The organism is Streptomyces sp. NBC_01142 (assembly GCF_026341125.1).
GTDB lineage: Bacteria > Actinomycetota > Actinomycetes > Streptomycetales > Streptomycetaceae > Streptomyces.
Genome location: NZ_JAPEOR010000002.1, coordinates 3,027,258 through 3,051,342, shown reverse-complemented (window position 1 = coordinate 3,051,342; position 24,085 = coordinate 3,027,258). Strand labels below are relative to the sequence as shown.

The following is a 24,085-nucleotide window of genomic DNA, read 5'->3' as shown; positions in this document are numbered from 1 at the left end:
CGCTGTAATTCACGAGCAGAGCCGGAGCAGTACCGGAGCAGTACCGGAGCAGTAACTGAAGGACCGCCGCAGCATGGAGGTCCCCCGTGCCGCGGCCGGTATCTGGGCCAGATGGCGGTACGACACTCACGGGTACCCGAAATCGCACCGGCGCCGGGCGACGATCCGTGGATGTGCTTGAGACGCCGCGACCGGCTGCTGCTCGTCCCGGTGCTGCTGTGCGCGCTCCTTGGCACGACGGCACCCACCGCCGTCGCGTCCGACGGGCCGGGGCCCAGCACAAGCGCCGAGGTGGCGCAGCTGTACGAGGATGCCGCGAAGGCCACCGAGACCTATGAAGAGAGCAGGCGTGCGGCGGACGTACAGCGCGCCACGGCCGACCGGCTCCAGGAACAGCTGGCCAGGCAGCGGCACCAGCTCACCACGATCCAGGACGCCATCGGCGGCGTCGCCCGTCTCCAGTACCGCACGGGCGGCTCGCTCGCGTTCACCGCTCAGCTGCTCCTCGCCGACAACTTTGAGGAGTTGATGCGCGGACGGCGGGTTGCCCAGCAGGTGGAGGCAGCCGTGAACCGGCTGCTGGGCCGGGCCAGGCAGGCTGAGCGACGGCTCGCCCTGACCGAGGGGAAGGCGCGGGCAGCCTGGCACGACCTCGATGTTCGCCAGGCACAGCTGGCGAGCATCAAACGCGGCATCGAGACAAAGCTGGAGGTCGCCCAGTGGAAGCTGCAGGGGGAGGCGGACAGCAGTGTGGCGGCGGGCACGTGCGCGGGTGCCGTACGGCTCGAGCAGCCCGGGGGCCCGCCGCAGGGCCCGACTTGGGTGACACCGGTGGAGAAGTACGAACTGTCCGCCGGATTCGACAGTGCCGGTGAGCGCTGGGCGCACCGGCACACCGGACAGGACTTCGCGGTGGGCATCGGCACCCCGGTCCGGTCGGTCGGGGCCGGCCGGGTCGTCTCGGTCTCCTGCGGCGGCGGGTTCGGCATCGAGGCCGTGGTCGCGCATCCCGGCGGCTACTACTCGCAGTACGCGCACCTTGCCGCGGTGACCGTCGACCAGGGCGAGCAGGTACGGACCGGGCAGTGGATCGGACAGACCGGCACCACAGGCAATTCGACGGGGCCGCACCTGCACTTCGAGGTGCGGCTCACGCCGTATCTGGGGTCCGGAGTGGATCCGGTGGGCTGGCTGCGCGAGCGCGGGGTGTACCTCTAGGGCCCGGGCCTTGTTGCCCCGAGGGGCTCGCGTGGCCCCGCGCGCCCTCGCCCCCCGCCCGCGCGTCCCCGCGGCCCTGATGCCCGTGGGCTACTGGCGTTCCGCGAGTCGGGTGAGGATCTGCTCGATGACGACCGCGACGCCGTCCTCGTTGTTCGCGACGGTCCGGCCGGAGGCCGCGGCGATCACGTCCGGGTGGGCATTGCCCATCGCGTACGAGGTGCCCGCCCAGGTCAGCATCTCCACATCATTGGGCATGTCCCCGAAGGCGACGACTTCGTCGGAGGAGATCCCGCGCTCGGCACAGCAGAGCGCGAGCGTGCTGGCCTTGCTGACTCCCAGACCACTTATCTCCAGCAGCGCGGTCGGGCTGGAGCGGGTGATGGACGCGAGCTCGCCGGCAGCCGTGCGGGCCAGGGTGAGGAAGCCGTCGGGTGTCAGCTCGGGATGGTGGGCGAGCAGCTTGATCACCGGGGCGCCGGTGCCCGGCTGCTCCTCGTGGAGCAGCTTCTCGGCGGTGGCGACAGTCGCGCCCGGGTCGACGCGGAAGGGCGGATAGTCCGGCTCGTAGTGGACGCCGGTGGCCAGGTCGACCGCGAACGAGGTGCCCGGGGCCGCGTCGCGCATGACACGTACGACTTCCAGGGCGGTATCCCGATCCAGGGCCCGGACCTCGAGCAGCGTCCCGCCGGAGTGCAGATCCACCACGGCCGCGCCGTTGGCGCAGATCGCCATCCCATGGCCGTGGACATGATCGCTGACGACATCCATCCAGCGTGCGGGCCGGCCGGTGACGAAGAAGACCTCGATCCCGGCTTCCTCAGCGGCGGCGAGCGCGGCGATCGTACGGTCCGAGACGGACTGGTCGTCGCGCAGCAGGGTGCCGTCGAGATCGGTGGCGATCAGCCGGGGGGTGGTGGGCAGGGGGCGTGGATCGGTAGCTGAGGTCACAGATCCATTCTCCCGTACGTTGGTGCACGGGCGTGCGGCACTGCGCACATTTGAGAGTGCAGGTGCCACTGTGGGGACACGTAGTCTCGATGCATGCGTTTGAGTACCGTGATTCTCCCTGTCCGCCGCTGGCACGAGGGTGGCCGCGATGAGTGGCTCCGAGCCGAGCAGCTCGGTTTCCACACCGCGTACACCTACGACCACCTGTCGTGGCGCACCTTCCGCGACGGCCCGTGGTATGGCGCGGTCCCCACGCTGACCGCCGCGGCCGCCGCCACCGAACGGATGCGTCTGGGCACGCTGGTCACCTCCCCGAACTTCCGGCACCCGGTGACCCTCGCCAAGGACCTGATCTCTCTCGACGACATCTCCGGCGGGCGGCTCACGCTCGGCATCGGCGCGGGTGGCATGGGCTTCGACGCCACGGCGCTGGGCCAGGAGGCCTGGACGCCACGCGAACGGGCCGACCGTTTCGCGGAGTTCGTGCCGCTGCTCGACCGGCTGCTGACCGAGGACTCGGTCACGCACGAAGGGACCTTCTACTCGGCGGTCGAGGCCCGCAACATTCCCGGCTGTGTACAGCGGCCCCGGCTGCCCTTCGCGGTCGCCGCGACCGGGCCGCGCGGGCTGAGGCTGACGGCGCAGCACGGGCAGGCGTGGGTGACCACGGGTGACCCGAAGCTCTTCGAGACGGGCACGCCCGAGCAGTCCGTCGAGGCCATTCGTGGACAGATCGACAAGCTCGGCAAAGCGTGTGCGGACGCCGGCCGCGATGTGGCCGAGCTGGACAAGATCCTGCTCACCGGCTTCACTCCCGAGCCCGGCCGCCCGCTGGAGTCCCTGGACGCGTTTGTGGACTTCGCAGGCAAGCACTTCGAGCTCGGCTTCACCGAGATCGTGATCCACGCCCCCATCCCGGACTCCGGCTTCGCCGCGGACCAGGCGGTCTTCGAGCAGATCGCAACCGAGGGTCTCGCCCAACTGGGGCGCTGAGCACCTCGTACGGCGTTCTGAGAGCGCCAATCCGAGAGGGTGCGCCCAGTCCCTCGCAGGAGTGAAGGGCCCCGTTCCGTACGAGTCGTCCAGTCGTACGGGTCGGGGCCGGCTGCGCATCCCCAGGGTGAGAGGCCGGTGGGCGCGTGGTGAACAGTCCCCATAGAAGTGCGGCGGCAGGGAAGATCATCGGTGTGCGGGCGCGTCAGAGTCCCGCTGCTGGGACGACCTGGCGTCGTTTCACGTGAAACTGTCCGGTCGCGTTCCCTGGGTGGGGCGGGGAGAGCGCGTGGACCAGGTGGCGCCGGAGCCGGCACACGCGTCGGGAAGCCGCTGGATCTGTCCCCCACCATGGTCGAGGAACGGCTGATGCCGCCGGCCAGAGCTGCGGGGCACCGTAGGCGGCCCGAGGATTGTGCCTATCTGCGCGAGGAGACCAGGAACTGCCTCGCGACACACACCACAGGGCGGGCTCGATCCCGGCTCCGCCCCGTACTTCAAACAGCGCAGGCTCCGCAGTCTTGGGCTGCCAGGGCGGCACCGACGCCGGCCACCGCAGCGGGTCGGCTGCGTGCCGTCGTCCGACGGCGCCTCGGGAAGACGACCTCATGGCCGCGCTGACGAAGACCGCGCTGACGAAGAGCCGGGGAAGCGGAGGAACTCCGGTGGTACGGCATCGGTGAGCCAGACGCCGTTGGCGCTGACATGGAAAACGTGGCCCGCCTGGTGCATCGCGCCGGTGTGCACGGAGAGGACGACCGGGCGGCCGCGGCGAGCACCCACGCGGGTCGCGGTCTCGCGGTCGGCCGAGAGATGGACATGGTGGCGGTTCATCGCACGCAGGCCCTCGGCGCGGATCGCGTCCAGGTTGCGGGCGACGGTGCCGTGGTAGAGGTACGCGGGCGGCTCGGCCGGGGGCAGGTCCAGGTCGACCTCGACAGAATGGCCCTGATTGGCACGGATGCGCGCGCCGTCGACCGTGAAGCGCTGCTTGTCGTTGACGGCGACAACATGGTCGAGCTCGGCGCGGGTGAACCGGAAGCCGTGCTCGGCCGCCGCCCGCATCAGCTCGTCGACCGGCACCCAGCCGTTCTCGTCGAGGGTGAGGCCGATCCGTTCCGGCTGATGCCGCAGATGCTTCGAGAGGTACTTCGACACCTTCACGGTGCGTCGCTCATCTGGTGCAGGGAGTCCGGCGGGGCCGGTGGATTTCTCGGGTCTCGCGTTCATTCCATCAGCGTGCCCGTCCCGGTGAAGACGGCGCCACCGAAAAATCCGTCTGCAGGTTTGATCCACAGCCAACTAGTGTTATCCACAGGGGAATTGGCGAATCTGTGGACAACTGGACGGCAACTTAGGGCTTTTGGTCAAATCGGTGATAATCCATATGGTTTGAGGCAAGTGCGTCCAATGTCCTGGACTGTACTTCCCGTTCAGTCGCCGCCGCGACAAAGGCGGCTACGTTCTCCTGGCCAACCAGCGCTTGGACCGCGCGGATTGTCTGCGGGGGAAGCGTCACCGACCTGGGCTCGGCCTCCGGCGGAGGAGTTCCTTCGGGGCTGAGGTGCTGCTGAAGGTGACGGGTGGCGAACGTCCGCATCGCTCGCGCCAGTTCGGCGTCCACGGTCTGCTGGGCAAGCGGGCGCAGACGACGGACCAAGGTCGCCGCCTCGGCCGCATCGGCATCGTTCGGCGGGCGGTGCCCCAGATAGCGCGCGAACACATGCTCGGTGGTGAACTCCAGGAAACGAGAGGCAATGTGCTCCACCTGCCCGCGAAGTTCCCGAAGATGACCCGAGATTGCAGGGAGCGGTACCCCGGCCGCGTACAACTCCGCTGCCACCGCCAGCTCCTGGGGACTGGGCACCAGGAATTCGTCGTCCCGGCCCGGGATGCGCTCCAGCACGCCGAGCTCCACTGCCTCGGCGACGGCCTCCTCGTCCGGCTGTCCCCCGAACTTCCCGTCCAGCTCCGCGCGCGAAATCCGGGCCGCCTCCTCGTCCGTCCACGGGCCCTGCACCTCGGCGACCAGGCCGAGTACCCCGCCGAGTCCGCGCCCGGCGTCCCAGGCCTCCAGCAGCTCCTTGATCGACGCCAGGGTGTACCCGCGGTCGAGCAGGTCGGCGATCTGCCGCAGCCGGGCGAGATGGGCGGCCCCGTACACATTGGCCCGCCCGCGCCGCTCCGGCGTCGGGAGCAGTCCGCGGTCCTGGTAGGCGCGGATCGTACGGACTGTGGCGCCGCTGTGGTGTGCCAGGTCCTCGATCCGGTACTCGGCGACTGACTGGGCGACTGACTGCTCGGACAAGCCCGCTCCCTCGATGACAGGCCGCCTACGACAAGGCGGCGCGACCCACCGCCCCGGCCGCGGCACGGGCCGCGGGTGAGGTCGCGAGATAGTCGACCGCCTTGCGCAGCGAGCCCTCCTGCGAGGGATGGTACGACTGCCGGAAGTAGCGGGGTATGGCAGCGCCGAGCTCCCGCCAACTGGGCAGCAGCCCCTTGGCGACCGAGCGGTTGTGCTCGCGCAGGGAGTAGCGCAGCCGGCCGGCGAGCTGGGGGTCGTGCCGGATCAGATACGCGGTGCCCCACACCCACAGCCAGAGCAGCACGGGCGCGGTGACGGCCATGCCCTCGAGGCGGCGGGCATAGCGCGGCAGTCCCTCGCCCGAGCAGTGCTGGTACATGTCGAAAGCCACTGCCCGGTGCTCGACCTCCTCCGCTCCGTGCCAGCGCAGCAGATCGAGCATGATCTTGTCGGCGCCCGCCCTGTCCAGACCCTCGGCGTGCAGCACCCAGTTCCCCAGGACCGCCGTGAACTGCTCGATGGCGGCGATGATCGACAGGCGGAAGCGAAGCCACTCCTGGGGCGGTACCGGCGCTCCGAACGGCGGCTTCTCGCCGAGGAGCTTCTCGAAGAGGAAGTCGACGTACCGGGTGAAGGCCTCGGTGTCGAGCTGCTGCGCGGCCAGGTGGTCCAGCACATACGCGTGCTGCACACTGTGGGTGGCCTCCTGCCCCATGAAGCCCTTGACGTCCTTCAGCAGCACCGGGTTGTCGACCAGCGGCAGGGCTTCCTTGAACACCTTGACGAACCAGCGCTCACCGGCCGGCAGCAGCAGATGCAGCACATTGATGACATGGGTGGCGGTGGGCTCGTCCGGTATCCAGTGCAGCGGAGTCCCGTCCCAGTCGAACGAGACCCGGCGCGGCGCGATGGGGTGGTGGTTGATGTGCTCCTCGGTGCTCACAGCGGCGGCTCCAATCGGGCGATCGCGCGCAGCGTCCTGGGACTGAAGCGGGACATGAAGTGGGTGACACGGGCCTCCGGCGTCACCGGCACGACCGCCTGGTTCTTCACGACGGCGCGCAGGATCGCGTCCGCGACCTTCTCCGGCGGGTAGTTGCGCAGCCCGTACAGCCGGGCGGACTTCTTCTGGCGCCGCTTCTCCTCGGCCTCGTCGACCCCGGCGAAGCGCGCGGTGGCTGTGATGTTGGTGTTGACGATGCCGGGACAGATCGCCGAGACCCCGATGCCCTGTCCGGCCAGCTCAGCCCGCAGACACTCGCTGAGCATCAGCACCGCGGCCTTGGATGTGCTGTACGCGGGCAGGGCCCTGGAGGGCTGATAGGCGGCGGCAGAAGCGGTGTTGACGATATGGCCGCCCTGTCCGCGCTCGGCCATCTGCCTGCCGAAGAGCCGACAGCCGTGGATGACGCCCCACAGATTGACGTCGAGGACCGCCTCCCAGTCCTCGGTGCTGGTCTGGAGGAGGGGGCCCGACAGTCCGATACCGGCATTGTTGACCAGGACGTCCACGACGCCGTAGGCGGTGGCGACCTTCTCGGCGAGCTTCTCCATCGCCTGCTCGTCGCTGACGTCTACCGTCTCGCCCCAGGCTTCGGGCGAGCCGATCAGCCGGGACATATCCGCGGTCCTGGCCGCCCCCTCAGCGTCCCGGTCCACGGCCACGATCCGTGCTCCCGCCTCGGCGAACGCGAAGGCGGTGGCGCGCCCGATGCCGCTGGCCGCGCCCGTCACCAGGACGAGCTGCCCGCCGAACCGCTCGGCGTACGGGCCACGGACCACGGTCTCCCGCGCCGCCACCCCGGTGGCACTGTCCTCGTTCGCCATGACGAACTCCCCGATCCAGGCCGCCAGCTGGTCGGGCCTGGTGCGCGGTACCCAGTGCTTCGCAGGCAGCGAGCGCCGGGTCAACTGCGGTGCCCACTCGTCCACTTCGTCGTAGAGTCGCTCGGAGAGAAAGATGTCGCCGGTCGGCGTGATCAGCTGGACCGGCGCGTGTGCGTACGCGTCGGGACGCGGGCGGCGCAGCCTGGCGCGGACGTTGTCGCGGTAGAGCCAGGCGCCGTGCGCCGCGTCCTGAGGCAGCGAGGGCGTCGGATAGTCGCCGGCGGGCACCTTCTCCACCCGCTGAAGGATCTTGGGCCACTGCTTGCCCAGCGGTCCGCGCCAGGCGAGCTCCGGCAGAACCGGCGTATGCAGCATGTACACGTACCAGGACTTGGCGCCCTGGCCGAGCAGCTGGCCGACGCTGCGAGGCGTCGGCCGGCTCATCCGCTTCTTGATCCAGTGCCCGAAGTGATCCAGGGAGGGACCGGACATCGAGGTGAAGGAGGCGATTCGACGCTCGGTCCGCTTGACGGTCACGAACTCCCAGGACTGCACGGACCCCCAGTCGTGTCCGACCAGATGCACCGGCTTGTCCGGACTCACCGCGTCCGCGACCGCCAGGAAGTCGTCCGTCAGCTTTTCCAGGGTGAAGCCGCCGCGCAGCGGGGCCGGGGCCGTCGACCGGCCGTGTCCCCGCACGTCGTACAGCACCACGTGGAAGCGTGTCGCCAGCCGTTCGGCGACCTCCGACCACACCTCCTTGCTGTCCGGATAACCGTGCACGAGCAGTACCGTCGGCTGCGTCGCATCGCCCAGCTCGGCGACGCACAGCTCGATGCCGCCCGTACGGACCCAGCGCTCACGCGCCCCTTTGAGACTCACGCCGACCTCTCCTCAGCCCAGCGCCGCACATGCGGCAGATCGTCGTCCAGCCAGAACGCGCTCTGCTCGGGGTCCTTGGAGTCGGTGACGACCAGGATCTCCTCGAACTTCGCGCCCGTACCCCGGAACCCGAGGTGCGGTTCGACCGCCCACAGCCCCGGCTGGGGCGGGTGGTCGGAGAATGTGTACGGGCTCCACAGCGGGGACCAGCCGTCGCGGTGGCCGTGCACCGCGTCGCTCACGAGCCCCTTCAGCGACTGGGTGCCGAACCCGAAGAGGCGCGGCGAGAAACGACGCTCCCTGACGCGGTCGATCTTGTGGGCGATGACACCGAAGGGATAGGCGCGGTGGCGGTTGGCGTACCCCTGCCGGACCATCAGCCGGTCCACGTTCTCGTAGATCTCGCGCAGCGAACGCCGCTCCCGCACCTCCCGCAGGATCAGCTCGCGGTGCGCCTCGAGATCGGCGAGCAGTCTGTTGTGTATCGCGCTCGGGCCGAGACAGCCGGAGTAGCCGATGTCCGCGGTGAAGCCCTTGTAGACCGGGGCCATGTCGAGGATGAAGGGCATCCCCGCCTCGAGCACGCGGTTGGTCGGGAAGAACTGGAGCGGTATCCGGAAGTTGACGAAGGCCGTACGGTCCCCGAACCAGGCGAAGGGCAGGTGGAACCAGTCGCGCACGCCCCGCTCGCGCAGCCACTCGCGCTGCATCCGCGCCGCCGCGCGCTCGGTCACACCGGGCTTCAGCTGCGCCGCGACCGCCTCCGCGCAGTCGTAGGCGAGGCGCTGTACTTCCCTGAACCCCCGCAGTTCCGCGTTCAGTTCGCTTGCCACTGCTGAGGTCATGCCACCTGTCCGTCCCATTGCGGTACGTGCTCGTAACTTGACACTGATGAATGTGACAATGCTCGGCGGCTGCGTCAAGGGGCGTGCATGACCCTGTGGAAAACCCACGCAGCGAAGCTCTCGGCGGTTCGGGGGTTCGACGGTTGTTCTCTTTCGTCGTAGCCCCCTACGGGTCCGTACCTCTCGAGTCGGACACGGATCCAGCCGCCAGGGCTGACGCCGGGTGTGGTCTGCGCCACTACCTTCGAGTTGTGACTGTGATCGCGACCGAAAGCCTGAGCAAGCGGTTCCCGAGGGTGACCGCTCTTGACCGGCTCTCCTTGGACATCGGACCCGGTGTGACCGGCCTGGTGGGCGCCAATGGAGCCGGCAAGTCCACGTTGATCAAGATCCTGCTGGGTCTGTCCCCCGCCACGGAAGGCCGGGCCGCGGTGCTCGGGCTCGACGTCGCCACGAGCGGCGGCGCCATCCGTGAACAGGTGGGATACATGCCCGAGCACGACTGCCTGCCGCCCGATGTCTCGGCGACCGAGTTCGTCGTCCATATGGCGCGCATGTCCGGGCTCCCGCCGACGGCCGCCCGCGAGCGCACCGCGGACACCCTGCGCCATGTCGGCCTGTACGAGGAGCGGTACCGCCCCATCGGCGGCTACTCGACCGGTATGAAGCAGCGCGTCAAGCTTGCGCAGGCGCTGGTTCACGACCCGAAGCTGGTCCTCCTGGACGAGCCGACCAACGGTCTCGACCCGGTCGGACGCGACGAGATGCTCGGCCTGATCCGCCGCGTCCACACCGACTTCGGCATCTCGGTCCTGGTCACCTCGCATCTCCTCGGCGAGCTCGAGCGCACCTGTGACCATGTCGTCGTCATCGACGGCGGCGCGCTGCTGCGCTCCAGCTCCACCAGCGACTTCACCCAGACCACCGCGACCCTCGCGGTCGAGGTCACCGACACGGACACGCATCCCGACGGCACCGCGGTGCTCCGTAAGGCGCTCGCCGCCGCCGGAATCACGCTCCACGCGCGCGTGGAGGACGGTCTGCCCGGCGCGGGCCACATCCTGCTCATCGAGGCGACGGGCGAGGAGACGTACGACGTCGTGCGTGACACCGTCGCCGGACTCGGCCTCGGACTCGTACGGATGGAACAGCGCCGACACCACATCGCGGAGGTCTTCCGCCCCGAGGCAGCGGCCCAGGCCATGGAGGTGCAGGCTCGATGAGCACCGAGACCACAACCGGGACCGACACCACCCGGATCCACAACATCGGTTACCGCAACTACGACGGGCTGCGGCTCGGCCGTGCGTACGCGCGCCGTTCGCTCTACTCGCAGTCGCTGCGCGGCGCGTTCGGACTGGGCCGTTCGGCCAAGTCCAAGGTGCTGCCGATGATCCTCTTCGCGATCACCTGCCTCGTCGCGGCGATCATTGTCGCGGTGGCCATCGCCGTCCCCAACATGACGGACCTTCCGCTCGAGTACACGCGGTACGCGATCGTCATGCAGGCCCTCATCGGTCTCTTCCTGGCGGCGCAGGCACCGCAGTCCGTCTCCCGCGATCTGCGCTTCAAGAGCGTGCCGCTGTACTTCTCGCGGCCGATCGAACGCGTCGACTACGTCCTCGCCAAGTACGCGGCGATGGCTTCGGCCCTCTTCGTCCTCACCGCGACGCCGCTGGTGATTCTGTATCTGGGCGCGCTGCTCGCCAAGTTCGACTTCGCCGACCAGACGAAGGGCTTCGCACAGGGCATGGTCTCCGTGGCGCTCCTTTCCGTCCTCTTCGGCGGCCTCGGCCTGGTCATGGCCGCGCTCACGCCGCGCCGCGGCTTCGGCGTCGCCGCCGTGATCGCCACGCTGACCATCACCTACGGCGCGGTCTCCACGGTTCAGGCCATCGCGTACGAGACGGGCTCCACCGGTGTCATCCAGTGGTTCGGCCTGTTCTCGCCGGTCACGCTCATCGACGGCGTCCAGACCGCCTTCCTCGGCGCGACCTCGGCCTTCCCCGGCTCGCAGGGCCCGGGCGCCGGCGCCGGCGTGGTCTATCTGCTCGTCGTCCTCGCGCTCGTCGCCGGCTCGTACGCCGTCCTGATGCGCCGCTACCGAAAGGTCGGGCTGTGACCATCATCAACATCGAGCACGCCTCACGGTGGTTCGGAAACGTCGTGGCCGTCAACGACGTGACCATGACGATCGGCCCGGGCGTCACCGGGCTGCTCGGCCCGAACGGCGCGGGCAAGTCCACCCTGATCAACATGATGGGCGGCTTCCTCGCCCCCTCCACCGGCACTGTGACCCTCGACGGGCAGCAGATCTGGCGCAACGAGTCGGTCTACCGGCAGATCGGCGTCGTACCGGAGCGGGAAGCGATGTACGACTTCCTCACCGGCCGCGAATTCGTCGTGGCCAACGCCGAACTGCACGACCTCGGTAAAGAGGAGGCCCAGCGCGCCCTGGCCACCGTGGAGATGGAGTACGCGCAGGACCGCAAGATCGCGACGTACAGCAAGGGCATGAGGCAGCGCGTGAAGATGGCCTCGGCCCTCGTCCACGAGCCGTCCGTGCTGCTGCTCGACGAGCCCTTCAACGGCATGGACCCGCGCCAGCGCATGCAACTGATGGATCTGTTGCGGCGGATGGGCGCGGAGGGCCGCACCGTGCTGTTCTCCTCCCACATCCTGGAGGAGGTCGAACAGCTCGCCTCCCACATCGAGGTGATCGTGGCCGGGCGGCATGCCGCCTCCGGCGACTTCCGAAAGATCCGCCGGCTGATGACGGACCGGCCGCACCGCTATCTCGTACGGTCCAGCGACGACCGGGCGCTCGCCGCTGCCCTGATCGCCGACCCGTCGACGGCCGGCATCGAGGTCGACCTGGCCGAGGGCGCGCTGCGCATCCAGGCGGTCGACTTCGGCCGGTTCACCGAGCTGCTGCCGCGGGTCGCCCGTGAGCACTCCATCCGGCTGCTCACGGTCTCGCCCTCGGACGAGTCCCTCGAGTCGGTCTTCTCCTACCTCGTAGCGGCCTGAAAGGAGCTGTGACGTCCATGTACAACCCCACAGTCGCCCGGCTCACCTATCGGGCCGTGCTCGGCAGGCGCCGGGCCGCGATCCTGTTCGTACTGCCCGGTCTGCTGCTGCTCATCGCGGTGGCGGTACGGGCCTTCAACGGCGTGGACGACCAGGTCGCCGCCGATGTCCTGGGCGGGTTCGCCATCGCCACGATGGTGCCGCTGATCGGCGTGATCGCGGGCACCGGTTCGATCGGTCCCGAGATCGACGACGGTTCGATCGTCTATCTGCTGGCCAAGCCGGTGAAGCGGCCGACCATCATCTTCACCAAACTGATCGTCGCGATCGCCGTGACGATGGCCTTCTCGGCGGTGCCCACGTTCATCGCCGGATTCATTCTCAACGGCAACGGGCAGCAGGTCGCGATCGCGTACACGGTGGCGGCGCTGGTCGCCTCGATCGCGTACAGCGCGCTGTTCCTGCTGCTCGGGACGGTCAGCAGGCATGCGGTGGTGATCGGACTCGTCTACGCCCTGGTGTGGGAGACGCTGTTCGGCAGCCTGGTGCCGGGGGCGCGCACGCTGAGCGTCCAGCAGTGGTCGCTGTCGCTCGCCGAGCGGATCGCCGGAGAGGGCCTCATCGGTTCGGACGTGGGTCTGCCGCTGGCGGTGGCGCTGCTGGCGGGCGTCACGGTGGTGGCGACCTGGTACGCGGGCCAGAAGCTGAGGGTGCTGAAGCTCGCCGGCGAGGAGTGAGGCGGAGGATCTCTGCGCTGCGGTGCCGGTCGGCCCCTGCCCGGTGGGCGGGGGCCGACCCTTTGGCCGCGAGCCCGCGAGCCCGCGGGTCCGGCGGTCCTCGGTGGGATCACCCGTCGGGATCACCCACCGCTCGATGTCAGGACATGTCGTGCAGCCGAAAACCAGTGGCACGCAACCGCCGTACGAGGGACAGTGGTTGAGCCGGAGCACGCCAGTGCGAGTTGCCGGTGCCACCGACCGGGAGAGGAGCGCGGCGATGACCGAGAGTACGAGTACGAGTCCGTCGAGCTCCCAGCAGGGCAGCGCCGGGCAGGCAGCGGAGTAGCCACGGACCACTCCGCAGAGCCGCCCACAGGCAGTTGCCCGGGGGGGCGGCCGCTTCGAGCGCGCATCTGCGCGGGCCGCCCCCTCCCGGAGGATTGGCCGAGTGGTAAGGCAGCGACCTGCTAAGTCGTCGTCGGGGCCGTAGAACCCCGCGCGCGTTCGATCCGCGCATCCTCCGCCGGACCGGATGGGGCTTGCGCCCGTCGGTTCCGCCCCGCGGAACGGCTGCCCACCACGGGGTCAGCCGTTCAGCAACTGCTCCAGCACCACCGCGATGCCGTCGTGTTCGTTCGACGCCGTGATCTCGTGCGCCACAGCCTTCAGTTCGTCGTGCGCATTGGCCATCGCCACACCGTGCGCCGCCCAGCCGAACATCGGGATGTCGTTCGGCATGTCACCGAAGGCGATCGTGTCGGAGGCCCGCAGCCCCAGCCGCCGCGCCGCCAGCGAGAGCCCCGTCGCCTTGCTCAGACCCAGCGGCAGGATCTCCACCACGCCCGCACCTGCCATCACGACGTCCACCAGGCTGCCGACCGTCGCCCTGGCCACCTTGGCCAGCTCGTCGTCGTCGAGCCCCGGATGCTGGATGTAGACCTTGTTCAGCGGGGCGGACCACAGCTCGGACGGGTCCTCGAACACCACCACCGGCAGCGGGCCCTCCTGCACCCGGTAGCCGGCGCTGACCAGTACCTCGCCGTCGAGTCCGTCGCGGCTCGCGGCCAGCGCCAGCGGGCCGATCTCCGCCTCGATCTTGGAGAGCGCGAGCCCGGCCAACTGCCGGTCCAGCGTCACGGAGGTCAGCAGCCGGTGCTCACCGGCGTGGTAGACCTGCGCGCCCTGGCCGCAGACGGCGAGGCCGTCGTACCCCAGGTCGTCCAGGATGTGCCGGGTCCACGGCACGGCCCGTCCGGTGACGATGATGTGCGCCGCACCCGCCGCGGTGGCCGCGGCGAGCGCGTCACGGGTGCGCTCCGAGACGGTGTCGTCGCCACGCAGCAGCGTGCCGTCGAGGTCGGTCGCGACGAGCTTGTACGGGAACGGTGCCGGGCTCACTTGGCGATCGGCTCCAGGATCTCTCGTCCTCCCAGGTACGGACGCAGCATCTCGGGCACCCGCACCGAACCGTCCGCCAGCTGGTGGTTCTCCAGGATCGCCACGATCGTGCGCGGTACGGCGCAGAGCGTGCCGTTCAGCGTCGACAGCGGCTGCACCTTCTTGCCGTCGCGCATCCGGACGGAGAGGCGGCGCGCCTGGAAGCTGTTGCAGTTCGAGGCGGAGGTCAGCTCGCGGTACTTGCCCTGGGTCGGGATCCACGCCTCGCAGTCGTACTTGCGCGACGCCGAGGCACCCAGGTCGCCGGTGGCCACATCGATCACCTGGAAGGGCAGCTCGAGGCCGGTCAGCCACTGCTTCTCCCAGTCCAGGAGACGCTTGTGCTCGTCCTCGGCGTCCTCGGGCGCGACGTACGAGAACATCTCGACCTTGTCGAACTGGTGGACCCGGAAGATGCCCCGGGTGTCCTTGCCGTACGTCCCCGCCTCGCGGCGGAAGCACGGCGAGAAGCCGGCGTACCGCAGCGGCAGCTTGTCGGCATCGATGATCTCGTCCATGTGGTACGCGGCGAGCGGGACCTCGGAGGTGCCGACCAGGTAGTAGTCGTCCTTCTCCAGGTGGTACACGTTCTCGGAGGCCTGGCCGAGGAAGCCGGTGCCCTCCATGGCGCGCGGGCGGACCAGCGCGGGCGTGAGCATCGGGATGAAGCCGGCCTCGGTGGCCTGCGCGATGGCCGCGTTGACCAGTGCCAGCTCGAGCAGCGCGCCGACGCCCGTCAGGTAGTAGAAGCGCGAGCCCGACACCTTGGCGCCGCGCTCGACGTCGATGGCGCCGAGCGCCTCGCCGAGCTCCAGGTGGTCCTTGGGCGCGAAGCCTTCGGCTCCGAAGTCGCGGATCGTGCCGTGCGTCTCCAGGACGACGAAGTCCTCCTCGCCGCCGACCGGGACGTCTTCGTGGACGATGTTCCCGAGCTGGAGCAGCAGACGCTTGGTCTCCTCGTCGGCCTCGTCCTGGGCGGCGTCGGCCGCCTTGACGTCTGTCTTCAGCTGCTCGGCCTTCTTCAGCAGCTCGGCGCGCTCTTCGGGAGACGCCTTGGGAATGAGTTTGCCGAGCGACTTCTGCTCGGAACGCAGCTCGTCGAAGCGGAGGCCGGACGACCTGCGCCGCTCATCGGCCAAGAGCAGGGCGTCGACGAGGGCGACGTCCTCTCCACGGGCGCGCTGGGAGGCGCGAACACGGTCGGGGTCCTCACGGAGCAGGCGAAGGTCAATCACCCCACCAGGCTACCGGTGCCCACTCGTGTCAACCCACCCGATATAGCCTTGCGTGTCGATTTGCCCGAATTGCCGGAATTAAGAAACGTGCCGGTAAATCAGCGGAGTGAGCGTCAATAAACGCAACGCCAATCGCCGAAATGGAGCACTCGGCCGCGGTCTGTATTGACCCGCTTCCGCCCGCCGCCCTTGCGGGGGCCGGGGTCTGAGCCTCTCTTGTCCACAGGGATGCGGGTTGATGGAAAGTTATCCACAGGCTGTGTGGAAGATCTGTGGACTACGGAAGTGATCGTTCCGAAAGTCGTGTGCGGGCCGAAGGATTCCCGCCCCAAACCCACCCCACACACTCATTCGGGTGGGAATTCCTCGCTCTAAAGAGTTGATCAATGGAATTGAGGTGACACGGGGCGGCCTGCCGTCCTGTGGAAGGAAGTAGGGCGAGTGAGCAGATTTGTCGACCATGTCGGATTACGTTGTCGACTTGTCCCCAGGTCGGCCTGGGCGCCTGTGGATAAGTTCTGTGGACAATGAAAATCTGCAGGTAGGACCTTCTCGGGAGAGGGCTCAAAGCCGACCGAGGACCGACCGGCGCCGACCCGGGGACCGCTCAGGCCGGGATCCCTGAGGGCAGGGCCCCGGAGACGACTCGGGCCGGGATCTTGAGGCCATGGCCCCCGGAAACCGCTCAGGCCCGGACCCCTGAGGTCAGAGCCCCTGAGGCCATGAACCTCTGAGGTCAGGGCCCGGGAACCGGCCGCTCAGGCCCGGCCGTCCTGGCAGCGCGCCAGCCAGTCCGACGCCGCAGTGAACTCCGCGTCCGACGTCCCCGCGCGCAGCACCCGTACGTCCTCCACAGCCACCCCGGCCCGCGGATACGAACCGAGGAAGCGCACCTTCGGGCAGATCCGCTTCAGCCCCATCAGCGCCTCGCCCACACGCCGGTCCGAGATATGGCCCTCGGCGTCCACCGCGAAGCAGTAGTTCCCGATCCCCGCACCGGTCGGCCGGGACTGGATCAGCATCAGGTTGACCCCGCGCACCGCGAATTCCTGGAGCAGCTCGAGCAGCGCACCGGGGTGGTCGTCGCCCAGCCAGATGACCACGGACGTCTTGTCCGCGCCGGTCGGTGCCGCAGGCCTGGCATGCCGGCCCACCAGCACGAAGCGCGTCTCCGCGTTCTCCGCGTCATGGATCTCGGTGACCAGCGGTTCCAGCCCGTAGGTGGCGGCCGCGAACTCGCCCGCGAAGGCCGCGTCGAACCGCCCCTCCTGCACCAGCCGCGCCCCGTCCGCGTTCGACGCGGCCGACTCCCAGAGCGCGTCCGGCAGGTTGTTGCGCAGCCAGTTGCGTACCTGCGGCTGGGCGACCGGATGCCCGGTCACCGTCTTCACCTCGGAGAGCTTGGTGCCCGGCCGCACCAGCAGTGCGAAGGCGATCGGCAGCAGCACCTCGCGGTAGATCATCAGCGGTTCGCCGGACGCCAGCTCGTCGAGGGTCGCGGTGACGCCGCCCTCCACGGAGTTCTCGATCGGTACGAGGGCGGCAGCGGCGTCCCCGTTGCGTACGGCATCGAGCGCCGCGGGCACGGACACCATCGGGACGAGCTCCCGGGTGGCGGCTTCCGGAAGCGTGCGCAGGGCGGCTTCGGTGAAGGTGCCCTCAGGACCGAGATACGTGTAGCGCGTGGCCGACATACCGTCACCCTAATGGGCCCGCGATCCAATGGTCCCGGGATCCTTACGACTCCAGCAGCCGCTGACCCATGTACTCGCCGTCCCCGGGCCCGCCCGGCACCGCGAAGAGTCCGCTCGCCTCGTGCCGGATGAACGGCGACAACGCGTCCCCCCGGTCGAGCTTGCGCTGCACGGGCACAAAGCCACGCAGCGGATCGGCCTGCCAGCAGACGAAGAGCAGTCCCGCGTCCGGTGTCCCGTCCGCACCTATGCCGTCGTGGAAGGAGAACGGCCGCCGCAGCATTGCCGCGCCGCCGTTCTGCTCCGGCGCCGAGATCCGGGCGTGGGCGTTGTCCGGGATGACCAGCATCCCGTCGGGGCCGGTCTTGTCGAGCGCGAGCTCGGTCGTCTCGCTGCCGCCGGTCAGCGGCGCCCCGTCGGACTTGCGCCGGCCGATGACCAGCTCCTGCTTCTTCAGCGGGAGCTGCTCCCAGTCGTCGAGGAGCATCCGGATGCGGCGTACGACGGCGTACGAGCCCCCCTCCAGCCACGCGTACTCCGTCCCGGACGGCACGAAGATCCGCCGGTCGAAGTCGGGCTCGGACGGCTTCGGATTGCGGGTGCCGTCGACCTGGCCCATCAGATTGCGCGCGGTCATCGGTTTTCCGGTGACGCCCGGCGAACGGTTGAAGCCGTTCATCTGCCAGCGCACCCGGGCCGCGTCGCCCGCTGCCTTCTGGACCGCTCGCAGCGCGTGAAAGGCGACCAGCGCGTCGTCCGCGCCGATCTGCACCCATAGATCACCGTTGCTGCGCCTGGCATCCAGCTGGTCGGAGGAGAAGGGCGGCAGCGGGTCCAGCTCCGGAGGGCGCTGCGCCACCAGGGCCGTACGTTCGAAGAAGGAGCGGCCGAAGCCGAAGGTGACGGTCAGCGAGGAGGGTCCGGCGTCCAGCGCGACGCCCGTGTCGGCGTCGCCGTCGCCCGCCGGCCTGCCCGCCATCAGCTCGCCCGCCAGCGCGGACCAGCGGCGCATGAGCGCGGCGGCTTCCCTGCGGCCCGCTCCCGGCGCCAGATCGAAGGCGATCAGATGGCCGCGGGCCTGCAGCGGTGTGGTGATGCCTGCCTGGTGCTTGCCGTGGAAGGCGATACCGGTCGCGCCGACCGTGGCCAGCGCGGTCGGGGCATCGTCGGCAGCTGCGGCGTACGCACCGGCTCCGCCCGCGGCACCCAGCACAAGACCGGCCGCGCCCACGGTACCGAGCAGCCGTCGCCGGGAGATGTCCGTTTCACTCCCGGGGACATTGCCGGGGACACGGCCACAGGCATCCCCAGGGGCATTCGCAGGGTCACTCACCGCGGCATTCACGGGATCACTCGCACGGTCACTCACGGGTACGTCAGCCGATCTTCACGTTCTTGTCGATGGTCGTCTGGTCGATGTCGGAGGTCCGTACGGTCACCTTGACCTCCCAGTCGCCGGGCATCGGGATCTGGACCACGGGCGCGCTCCAGTGTCCCTTGGCGAGGCGGTCGGGAACGATCGGCAGCGGGCCGATCTCCTTGGCCTTGAGGGTGAAGGCGACCTTCACCTCCGCGGCGTCCAGCGGCTTTCCGTCCGGGCTGTCGAGCCGGATGTCCATCTCGTTGGCGCCGGAGCGGGCCGGGTCGAGACTGAGGCGTACGGTGCCCTTGCCGTTCTGGCCGCCGGTGTCGAAGGGCAGCTTGATCTTGGTGGGCCCCTCGGGCACGGAGGCGGCCGCCTGGCTGCCGTCGCCCGCCTTGGCCGCCTCTTCTTCGGTACGGCCCGGTTCGGTGGCCGTCAGTACGGTCGTCACGGCGAGCAGGACCACCGCGACCCCCGCCTCGGCCAGCACGGAGCGGCGCAGTCCGGAACGCTCGGGGTCGGCTTCCCGGTCCTTGTTCTTCCGGGCGGTCGCTACCGCGGCCTTCTGGCGCGCGAGTTGAGCGGCCCGCCCTGGGGCCGCTGCCTCCGACGGCCCCGCCGCCTTGGCCGCCTCTGTTTCTTCTGTCGCTTCTGCCGTCGTCTCGGGGACGGTGACCGGTTCCCGCTCGGTCTCGTCCGCCGTCACTTCCCCCAGCTGTGAGGTCCACCGCCGCGAGATCCACGCGACGGCGACCATGACGGCGACCAGGCCCACCTTGAGCAGCAGCAGTTGCCCGTACGACGTCCCGGTCAGCGCCGACCAGGAGCCGACCTGCCGCCAGGACTGGTAGAGCCCGGTCGCGGTGAGGACCACGACGCTGCCGAACGCGAGCCCGGAGAACCGTCGTACCGCGGCCCGCTCGATCGACGGCGCCCGGTAGAGCGCGGTCAGCAGTGCCGCCAGACCGCCGAGCCAGGCCGCCACGGCCAGCAGATGCAGTACGTCCACGGGCATTGCGAGGCCGGGCTGAATGCCGGTCGAAGCATGCTCCGAGAGTGCCCAGGTTGCGGCGATTCCCGCCGCGACGACGGTCCCGCCGATGGTGAGGCCGAAGGTGAGGTCATTCTTCTCGGTCTCGTCCTCCCGCTTCGCGTACGTCCCGAAGAGGACGGCGACGAACAGCGCGGCGGCCCCGAGCAGCAGCAGCCGGGACACGAGTGCGGCCCCGGTCTTGGTCTCCAGGACGTCGCTCAGCCCACCGAGATCGAAGGCGTCCGCCAGTGAGCCGGAGCCGGTGTAGGGGGTGCGCAGCAGCAGCATCGCGAGGGTGGCGGCGGTGAGGGTCAGCCAGCCCCGTACGACCAGGCGCTGCAGGGAGCGTACGGAGGCGCCGCGCCGCCAGCACGCGAGGACGAAGGCCGCGCCGCCGGTGAGCAGGATGAAGCCGGTGTACGAGGCGTAGCGCGCGATGTCGTAGAGGGCGCCGACCACGCCTCCGCCGGCCTTCTGCTCGGGCAGGGCGACGGTGGTCTTGGACGGCGCTCCGATGGAGAAGGTGAAGGCGCCCGAGACGGGGTGGCTGTCGGCGGAGACGGCCTGCCAGGCCACGGTGTAGGTGCCGGTGGGCAGGCCGGCGTGCAGATCGACGCCGTAGACGACCTTGCCGCCGGTGCCGAGGTCACGGACCTTGGCCTTGTCGGCGCGTTTGCCGCTGGGTTCGAGGACCCGGATCGAGTTGTCGCCCATGGCGATCTGCTCGGAGAAGGTGAGCGTGACGTCCTTGGGGGCGGTGGCGACCACCGCCCCGTCCTTCGGGTTGCTCCCGGTCAGCGCGGCGTGGGCCGACGCGGGGCTTGCGCCGGCCAGAAGTGCGCCGAGGAGCGTGCCCAGGAGCACGGCCGCGGCGAGCAGCAGCCGTGCCGGGGATGGGCCGAGGCGCGGGGCGGTGGCTGTCATGGAGTAGTCGGTCCCCTCAGTGCTCAGTGCTTCTTCGGGTTGTACGTGGACTCCTTGACGGGAAGCTCAACCGTGATCGGGTCGGACTTCTCGAAGTGCAGCTCCACGGCGACCTTCTGGCCCTGCTCCGGCTTCTGCTTGAGCTTCATGAACATGATGTGGTTCCCACCGCGCTCAAGATCGAGTTCGCCGTCCGCGGGGACGTCGAAGGACTTCACCCGCTGCATCTTCTGGTTCTTCGTCTCGTGGATCGTGACGTCGTCGGAGATGTCGCTGGTGACCGAGGTGAGCCGGTCCGCGGTGCCGCCGCTGTTCTCGACCCTCAGAAACCCGGCAGCCATGTCGTCGACGGGCTGCGGCATGAACGCGCCGCTGACCTTCAATGCGGGCTCGCCGCCGGCCGAGGACGAGCAGCCCGCCAGCGCCGGCCCCGCGCTCAGGGCTATGAAGGCGACGAGGGTGGTGCGGGCGAGGGTGGTGCGGCGGTTCACGGGTTCTCCCCACGGACGAGCTTCGGCAGATCCTTGGCGAACTCCTCGGCCCTGGTGTCATCGTCGTACAGGACATAGCCCCCGTCGGTCTTCGGGGAGAACGCGATGACCTGCGCGCCGTGCATGGAGACGACCGAGCCGTCCTTCTTCTTCTGCGGCGGGTCGATGCCGATGCCGATCTGGCGTGCGCCCGCCTGGATGGTGGGGAAGTCGCCGGTGAGACCGGTGAAGGACGGGTCGCCCGCGCTGGGCAGCCACTTGGCGAGCTCGGCCGGGGTGTCTCGCTCCGGATCGGTGGTGACGAAGACGACCTGGAGTTTGTCCTGGTCGGCCTTGGGGAGCTTCTTCTTGGCGATGGCGATGTTGCTCATCGTCAGCGGGCAGACGTCGGGGCAGTGTGTGTAGCCGAAGTAGATCAGCGTCGGCTTGCCCTTGGTCTGCTCGCGCAGGTCGTACTTCTTGCCGCGAGTGTCGGTCAGAACCAGGTCCGGCTTGGTGAACGGGCGGTCGAGCACCGTCGCGGCCCGGGTCTTCGCCTCGGCGGAGACATCGGTGACGGGACTCTTGGGGGAGTCGTCGCCGGTGCCGCAGGCGGGCAGGGTGAGCCCGGCGGCCACGACGAGCGCGGCCGCGAGCACAGTCTTCTTGCGCATGGAGAAATGTCCCAAATGTGATGTACGAGGCGTCAGATGGCGCGTCAGGTGCCGCGTCCGGTGACGCGTCACGAGGATCGCCGTCAGGCGCCGGCGCGGCGGCGGCCGGCCACGATGCCGAAGGCGAGACCCGCGGCGCCGACGAGGATGCCGACGATGCCCAGGACGCGGGCGGTGGAGTCGCTGCTGTCGTCGGATGCCGCCTGGGACTTCTTGTCCTCGGCGTGCCCGGCGTTCTTGGCGTCGTCCTTGGCGGACGCATCCCTTGCCCCGCCGCCGTGGTGGTCCTCGGTGGCGGCCGACAGCTGCAGGACCGGCGCCGGGGACTCGGGCTCCTCGCCGCCCTCCTTCGGCTCCTCGATCCAGCGCACGACTTCCTTGTTGTCGTACGTCTGCAGGGCCTTGAACACCATCTGGTCGGCGTCCTCGGGGAGCCGGCCGAGCGAGAGCGGGAACTGCTGGAACTGGCCGGGCCCGATCTTGGAACTGTCCGCGGTCCAGGTGACCTTGGAGACCGCCTCGGTGATCTGCTTGCCGTGCACCTCGAGCGGCTTGGCCAGCTTGGACTTGGTGACCTCGACCTTCCAGCCGGGCACGGGCTGCGGCATCACGGAGGCCAGCGGGTGCTCGGTGGGGAGGTTGACCTCGAGCTTCACGGTCGAGGCGTCGTCGCGCTCGTTGGGGACCTTGAAGTTGACGGTGGCGTAACCGCCCTTGGCCGCCTCGCCCTGCGGCTGCACGCTGACGTGTGCGAAGGCGGTGCCGGAGAGCAGCAGGACGGAGGTGGCGGCGACGCCGGTCGCGAGCGCGATGCGGGTGACGTTCATGGCAGTGGACACTCCACAGATCAGAAAAGGTGGGTGTGTGCCGGGCACATGGGTGCGCGGGCACCGCGACACCACTCCCGTCGAGTGGGCCGCGTCAGGCTGCGAGAGCGAAGTGTCCGGGGGGCCCGCGCCTGATCACCGAGTGCTGGAGTGCTTCTGCCGCGGGCGCCAGTGGTGGGTCGGACGACGGCCGGGGAGCGCGCGGATCCACCGCGGGCGCCCCCTGGAGGCCGGTGAGCAGCGTCCGTACGAGAGCGAGCGCGGCCCGCAGCGCACGCAACCGCGCACCCTCGGCCAGCTCATGGGCCGAGTCGGCCGACAGCCGGATGAGCCGGCCCAGCGCCCGGTCCCCACGCCGCAGCAGCCAGCCGGTCGCGACCGCGGCCAGCAGATGGCCGAGCACCATGGGGAGGGTGGGCAGTAGCGCGGGCGCTGCGGCGGCCTCCGCCAGCGGGGCATGGGAGCTGTGCGCAGCAGGGTCGATGCCCGCTGTCCTCACGATCCGGTGCGCCTCGGTGGGACTGATGGACGAGACGCCCGCCCCGCACACCAGCTTCGCCGCCATCCTGATCAGCGCGTCGTCGGCCGTCGGGGCCAGCCGCAGCCGGTTCTGCCCGAGCCCGAACAGAGCGTGCAGCGCGAGCTGTCCGACGGTCAGCGCGGCGGCGATGGACGGTAGTGAGCGCTCCCGTCCGGCGAACGGCGCGACCAGGGCGAACACCCCGAGGAAGCCGAGTGCCAGGGTCCACCAGGGGACGGCCGCGCAGGCGGCCAGCACATGTCCCGTCGCGGACAGCACGACACAGACCGCGGTGAACACCGCGGCCCTCAGCAGCCACAGACCGGCTCCGGCGCGTGCAATGGGGATGGACGACATGGCCGGGTCATCATCGCACTGCGCCGGGTTCGCCCATACGCCAGGTCCGGAAGATCCCCTTTGCTGACATACACCGGCCTCCGCGGCGCGCACATCCGCCGAATGAGCGCTATCACAGTAAGTCTGTGCTTACCGACCGTGTCTTGCGGCAATACGTATCGGTATGTCGAGCCGCAGCCAGGAGGCTGGAGCATGAGCATCTGGTGGTCTCTCCACTTGCGGCGCGAAGCCGCGAGCGTCCCGCTGGCTCGCCGTCTGCTGCTCGGGACCATGGAGACCGCGGGGGTTGATCCGGACGTTTCGTACGACCTCTCGGTCGCGCTCAGCGAGGCTTGTGCGAACGCCGTGGAGCACGGGGGCGACCAGGGGGCAGGTGAGGCCTCGGCGGCGTACCGGGTGACGGCGTATCTGGACGGAGAGACGTGCCGTATCGAGGTCGCGGATTCCGGTCCTGGCTTCCCGGCCCGGCGCGGCGGACAGTGCGCGCACACCGCGGCCCAGTCAGCGGCAATGGCGGCCACCACGGCAACGGCAGCGACCACATCGACGCCGACCACCGCCGCCGTCGCGGCCATCGCGGAGGGCGGCCGCGGACTCTGTCTGATCGAGCAGCTCGCCGACCATGTCCACTTCCGCAACCGGCCGGGGCACGGCGCGGTGGTCAGCTTCGACAAGATCCTCAAATGGCGCGAGGACGCGCCGCTCGTCGCGTCATGAGCGAGAGCCGCAGCGCATAGGCCGCAGGGCTCGTGCCCGGGTGCGCGCACAGCAGAGCCGG

At 69.5% G+C, this 24,085-nt stretch carries 22 protein-coding genes and 1 tRNA gene; 8 read left to right on the top strand and 15 right to left on the bottom strand.

Translation table 11 applies throughout. The features are described 5' to 3' along the window. The first annotated feature begins 171 nt into the window (after window positions 1-171). Entirely contained in the window at window positions 172-1,218 is a 1,047-nt protein-coding gene (locus OG883_RS31530) for a M23 family metallopeptidase (protein ID WP_266547914.1), read from the top strand. A gap of 90 nt (window positions 1,219-1,308) precedes the next feature. Here OG883_RS31530 and OG883_RS31525 read toward each other — a convergent pair whose 3' ends face one another. Further along, on the bottom strand, window positions 1,309-2,169 hold the full coding sequence (locus OG883_RS31525) for a Cof-type HAD-IIB family hydrolase (protein WP_266547911.1): 861 nt from the start codon (window positions 2,167-2,169) through the stop codon (window positions 1,309-1,311). A 93-nt stretch (window positions 2,170-2,262) separates the two neighbouring features. Here OG883_RS31525 and OG883_RS31520 point away from each other — a divergent pair, with 93 nt between their 5' ends. Further along, a complete protein-coding gene (locus tag OG883_RS31520; RefSeq protein ID WP_266547909.1) occupies window positions 2,263-3,162 on the top strand; it encodes an LLM class flavin-dependent oxidoreductase in 900 nt (299 codons plus the stop codon). Window positions 3,163-3,768: 606 nt separating this feature from the next. Here OG883_RS31520 and OG883_RS31515 read toward each other — a convergent pair. The 5 genes from OG883_RS31515 to OG883_RS31495 form a co-directional block, all read right to left on the bottom strand. After that, window positions 3,769-4,392, bottom strand: coding sequence for an RNA 2'-phosphotransferase (locus OG883_RS31515; RefSeq protein ID WP_266547907.1), 624 nt, complete (start codon window positions 4,390-4,392; stop codon window positions 3,769-3,771). 124 nt (window positions 4,393-4,516) lie between these two features. Beyond that, on the bottom strand, window positions 4,517-5,470 hold the full coding sequence (locus OG883_RS31510; protein ID WP_266547905.1) for a MerR family transcriptional regulator: 954 nt from the start codon (window positions 5,468-5,470) through the stop codon (window positions 4,517-4,519). A gap of 25 nt (window positions 5,471-5,495) precedes the next feature. Continuing rightward, the gene (locus OG883_RS31505) at window positions 5,496-6,413 is read right to left on the bottom strand and encodes a metal-dependent hydrolase (protein WP_266547902.1); all 918 of its coding nucleotides are present in this window, start codon (window positions 6,411-6,413) and stop codon (window positions 5,496-5,498) included. Continuing rightward, complete coding sequence (locus OG883_RS31500) at window positions 6,410-8,179, bottom strand: SDR family oxidoreductase (RefSeq protein ID WP_266547899.1); 1,770 nt, start codon at window positions 8,177-8,179, stop codon at window positions 6,410-6,412. Before OG883_RS31500 ends, OG883_RS31505 begins: the two co-directional genes overlap by 4 nt. After that, window positions 8,176-9,024, bottom strand: coding sequence for a M24 family metallopeptidase (locus tag OG883_RS31495; protein ID WP_266547897.1), 849 nt, complete (start codon window positions 9,022-9,024; stop codon window positions 8,176-8,178). The genes OG883_RS31500 and OG883_RS31495 overlap by 4 nt, the downstream gene beginning before the upstream one ends. Window positions 9,025-9,281: 257 nt before the next feature. Between OG883_RS31495 and OG883_RS31490 the strand changes: the two genes are divergently transcribed. The 5 genes from OG883_RS31490 (at window position 9,282) to OG883_RS31470 (ending at window position 13,296) form a co-directional block, all read left to right on the top strand. Further along, a complete protein-coding gene (locus OG883_RS31490; RefSeq protein WP_266549625.1) occupies window positions 9,282-10,247 on the top strand; it encodes an ABC transporter ATP-binding protein in 966 nt (321 codons plus the stop codon). Next, on the top strand, window positions 10,244-11,146 hold the full coding sequence (locus OG883_RS31485; RefSeq protein WP_266547894.1) for an ABC transporter permease: 903 nt from the start codon (window positions 10,244-10,246) through the stop codon (window positions 11,144-11,146). Before OG883_RS31490 ends, OG883_RS31485 begins: the two co-directional genes overlap by 4 nt. Next, a complete protein-coding gene (locus OG883_RS31480) occupies window positions 11,143-12,054 on the top strand; it encodes an ABC transporter ATP-binding protein (protein ID WP_266547891.1) in 912 nt (303 codons plus the stop codon). The genes OG883_RS31485 and OG883_RS31480 overlap by 4 nt, the downstream gene beginning before the upstream one ends. A gap of 17 nt (window positions 12,055-12,071) precedes the next feature. Continuing rightward, the gene (locus tag OG883_RS31475; RefSeq protein WP_266547888.1) at window positions 12,072-12,791 is read left to right on the top strand and encodes an ABC transporter permease; all 720 of its coding nucleotides are present in this window, start codon (window positions 12,072-12,074) and stop codon (window positions 12,789-12,791) included. A 416-nt stretch (window positions 12,792-13,207) separates the two neighbouring features. Beyond that, a tRNA-Ser gene (locus OG883_RS31470) sits at window positions 13,208-13,296 on the top strand. Between the two features lie 62 nt (window positions 13,297-13,358). Here the strand turns inward: OG883_RS31470 and OG883_RS31465 are convergent. From OG883_RS31465 to OG883_RS31425, 9 genes are all read right to left on the bottom strand, one after another. Beyond that, window positions 13,359-14,171, bottom strand: a complete 813-nt coding sequence (locus OG883_RS31465; protein ID WP_266547886.1) for an HAD family hydrolase — start codon at window positions 14,169-14,171, stop codon at window positions 13,359-13,361. Further along, a complete protein-coding gene (gene serS / locus OG883_RS31460) occupies window positions 14,168-15,445 on the bottom strand; it encodes a serine--tRNA ligase (RefSeq protein WP_266547883.1) in 1,278 nt (425 codons plus the stop codon). The genes OG883_RS31465 and serS overlap by 4 nt, the downstream gene beginning before the upstream one ends. A gap of 758 nt (window positions 15,446-16,203) precedes the next feature. Beyond that, on the bottom strand, window positions 16,204-17,139 hold the full coding sequence (pheA, locus tag OG883_RS31455) for a prephenate dehydratase (RefSeq protein WP_266547880.1): 936 nt from the start codon (window positions 17,137-17,139) through the stop codon (window positions 16,204-16,206). A gap of 43 nt (window positions 17,140-17,182) precedes the next feature. Beyond that, window positions 17,183-18,397 (bottom strand): iron uptake transporter deferrochelatase/peroxidase subunit, encoded by a 1,215-nt coding sequence (efeB, locus tag OG883_RS31450; RefSeq protein ID WP_266549623.1) that lies wholly within the window; start codon window positions 18,395-18,397, stop codon window positions 17,183-17,185. 118 nt (window positions 18,398-18,515) lie between these two features. After that, complete coding sequence (locus tag OG883_RS31445) at window positions 18,516-20,459, bottom strand: copper resistance protein CopC (protein ID WP_266547877.1); 1,944 nt, start codon at window positions 20,457-20,459, stop codon at window positions 18,516-18,518. Between the two features lie 23 nt (window positions 20,460-20,482). After that, the gene (locus OG883_RS31440; RefSeq protein ID WP_266547874.1) at window positions 20,483-20,950 is read right to left on the bottom strand and encodes a copper chaperone PCu(A)C; all 468 of its coding nucleotides are present in this window, start codon (window positions 20,948-20,950) and stop codon (window positions 20,483-20,485) included. Continuing rightward, window positions 20,947-21,603 (bottom strand): SCO family protein, encoded by a 657-nt coding sequence (locus OG883_RS31435; protein WP_266547871.1) that lies wholly within the window; start codon window positions 21,601-21,603, stop codon window positions 20,947-20,949. The genes OG883_RS31440 and OG883_RS31435 overlap by 4 nt, the downstream gene beginning before the upstream one ends. 83 nt (window positions 21,604-21,686) lie before the next feature. Then, window positions 21,687-22,430, bottom strand: a complete 744-nt coding sequence (locus OG883_RS31430; protein WP_266547868.1) for a YcnI family protein — start codon at window positions 22,428-22,430, stop codon at window positions 21,687-21,689. Window positions 22,431-22,524: 94 nt separating this feature from the next. Then, entirely contained in the window at window positions 22,525-23,307 is a 783-nt protein-coding gene (locus tag OG883_RS31425; RefSeq protein ID WP_266547866.1) for a hypothetical protein, read from the bottom strand. A 192-nt stretch (window positions 23,308-23,499) separates the two neighbouring features. On the opposite strand from OG883_RS31425, the gene OG883_RS31420 reads away from it, so the two are divergent. Further along, entirely contained in the window at window positions 23,500-24,024 is a 525-nt protein-coding gene (locus tag OG883_RS31420) for an ATP-binding protein (protein ID WP_266547863.1), read from the top strand. The last annotated feature ends 61 nt before the right edge of the window (window positions 24,025-24,085 follow it).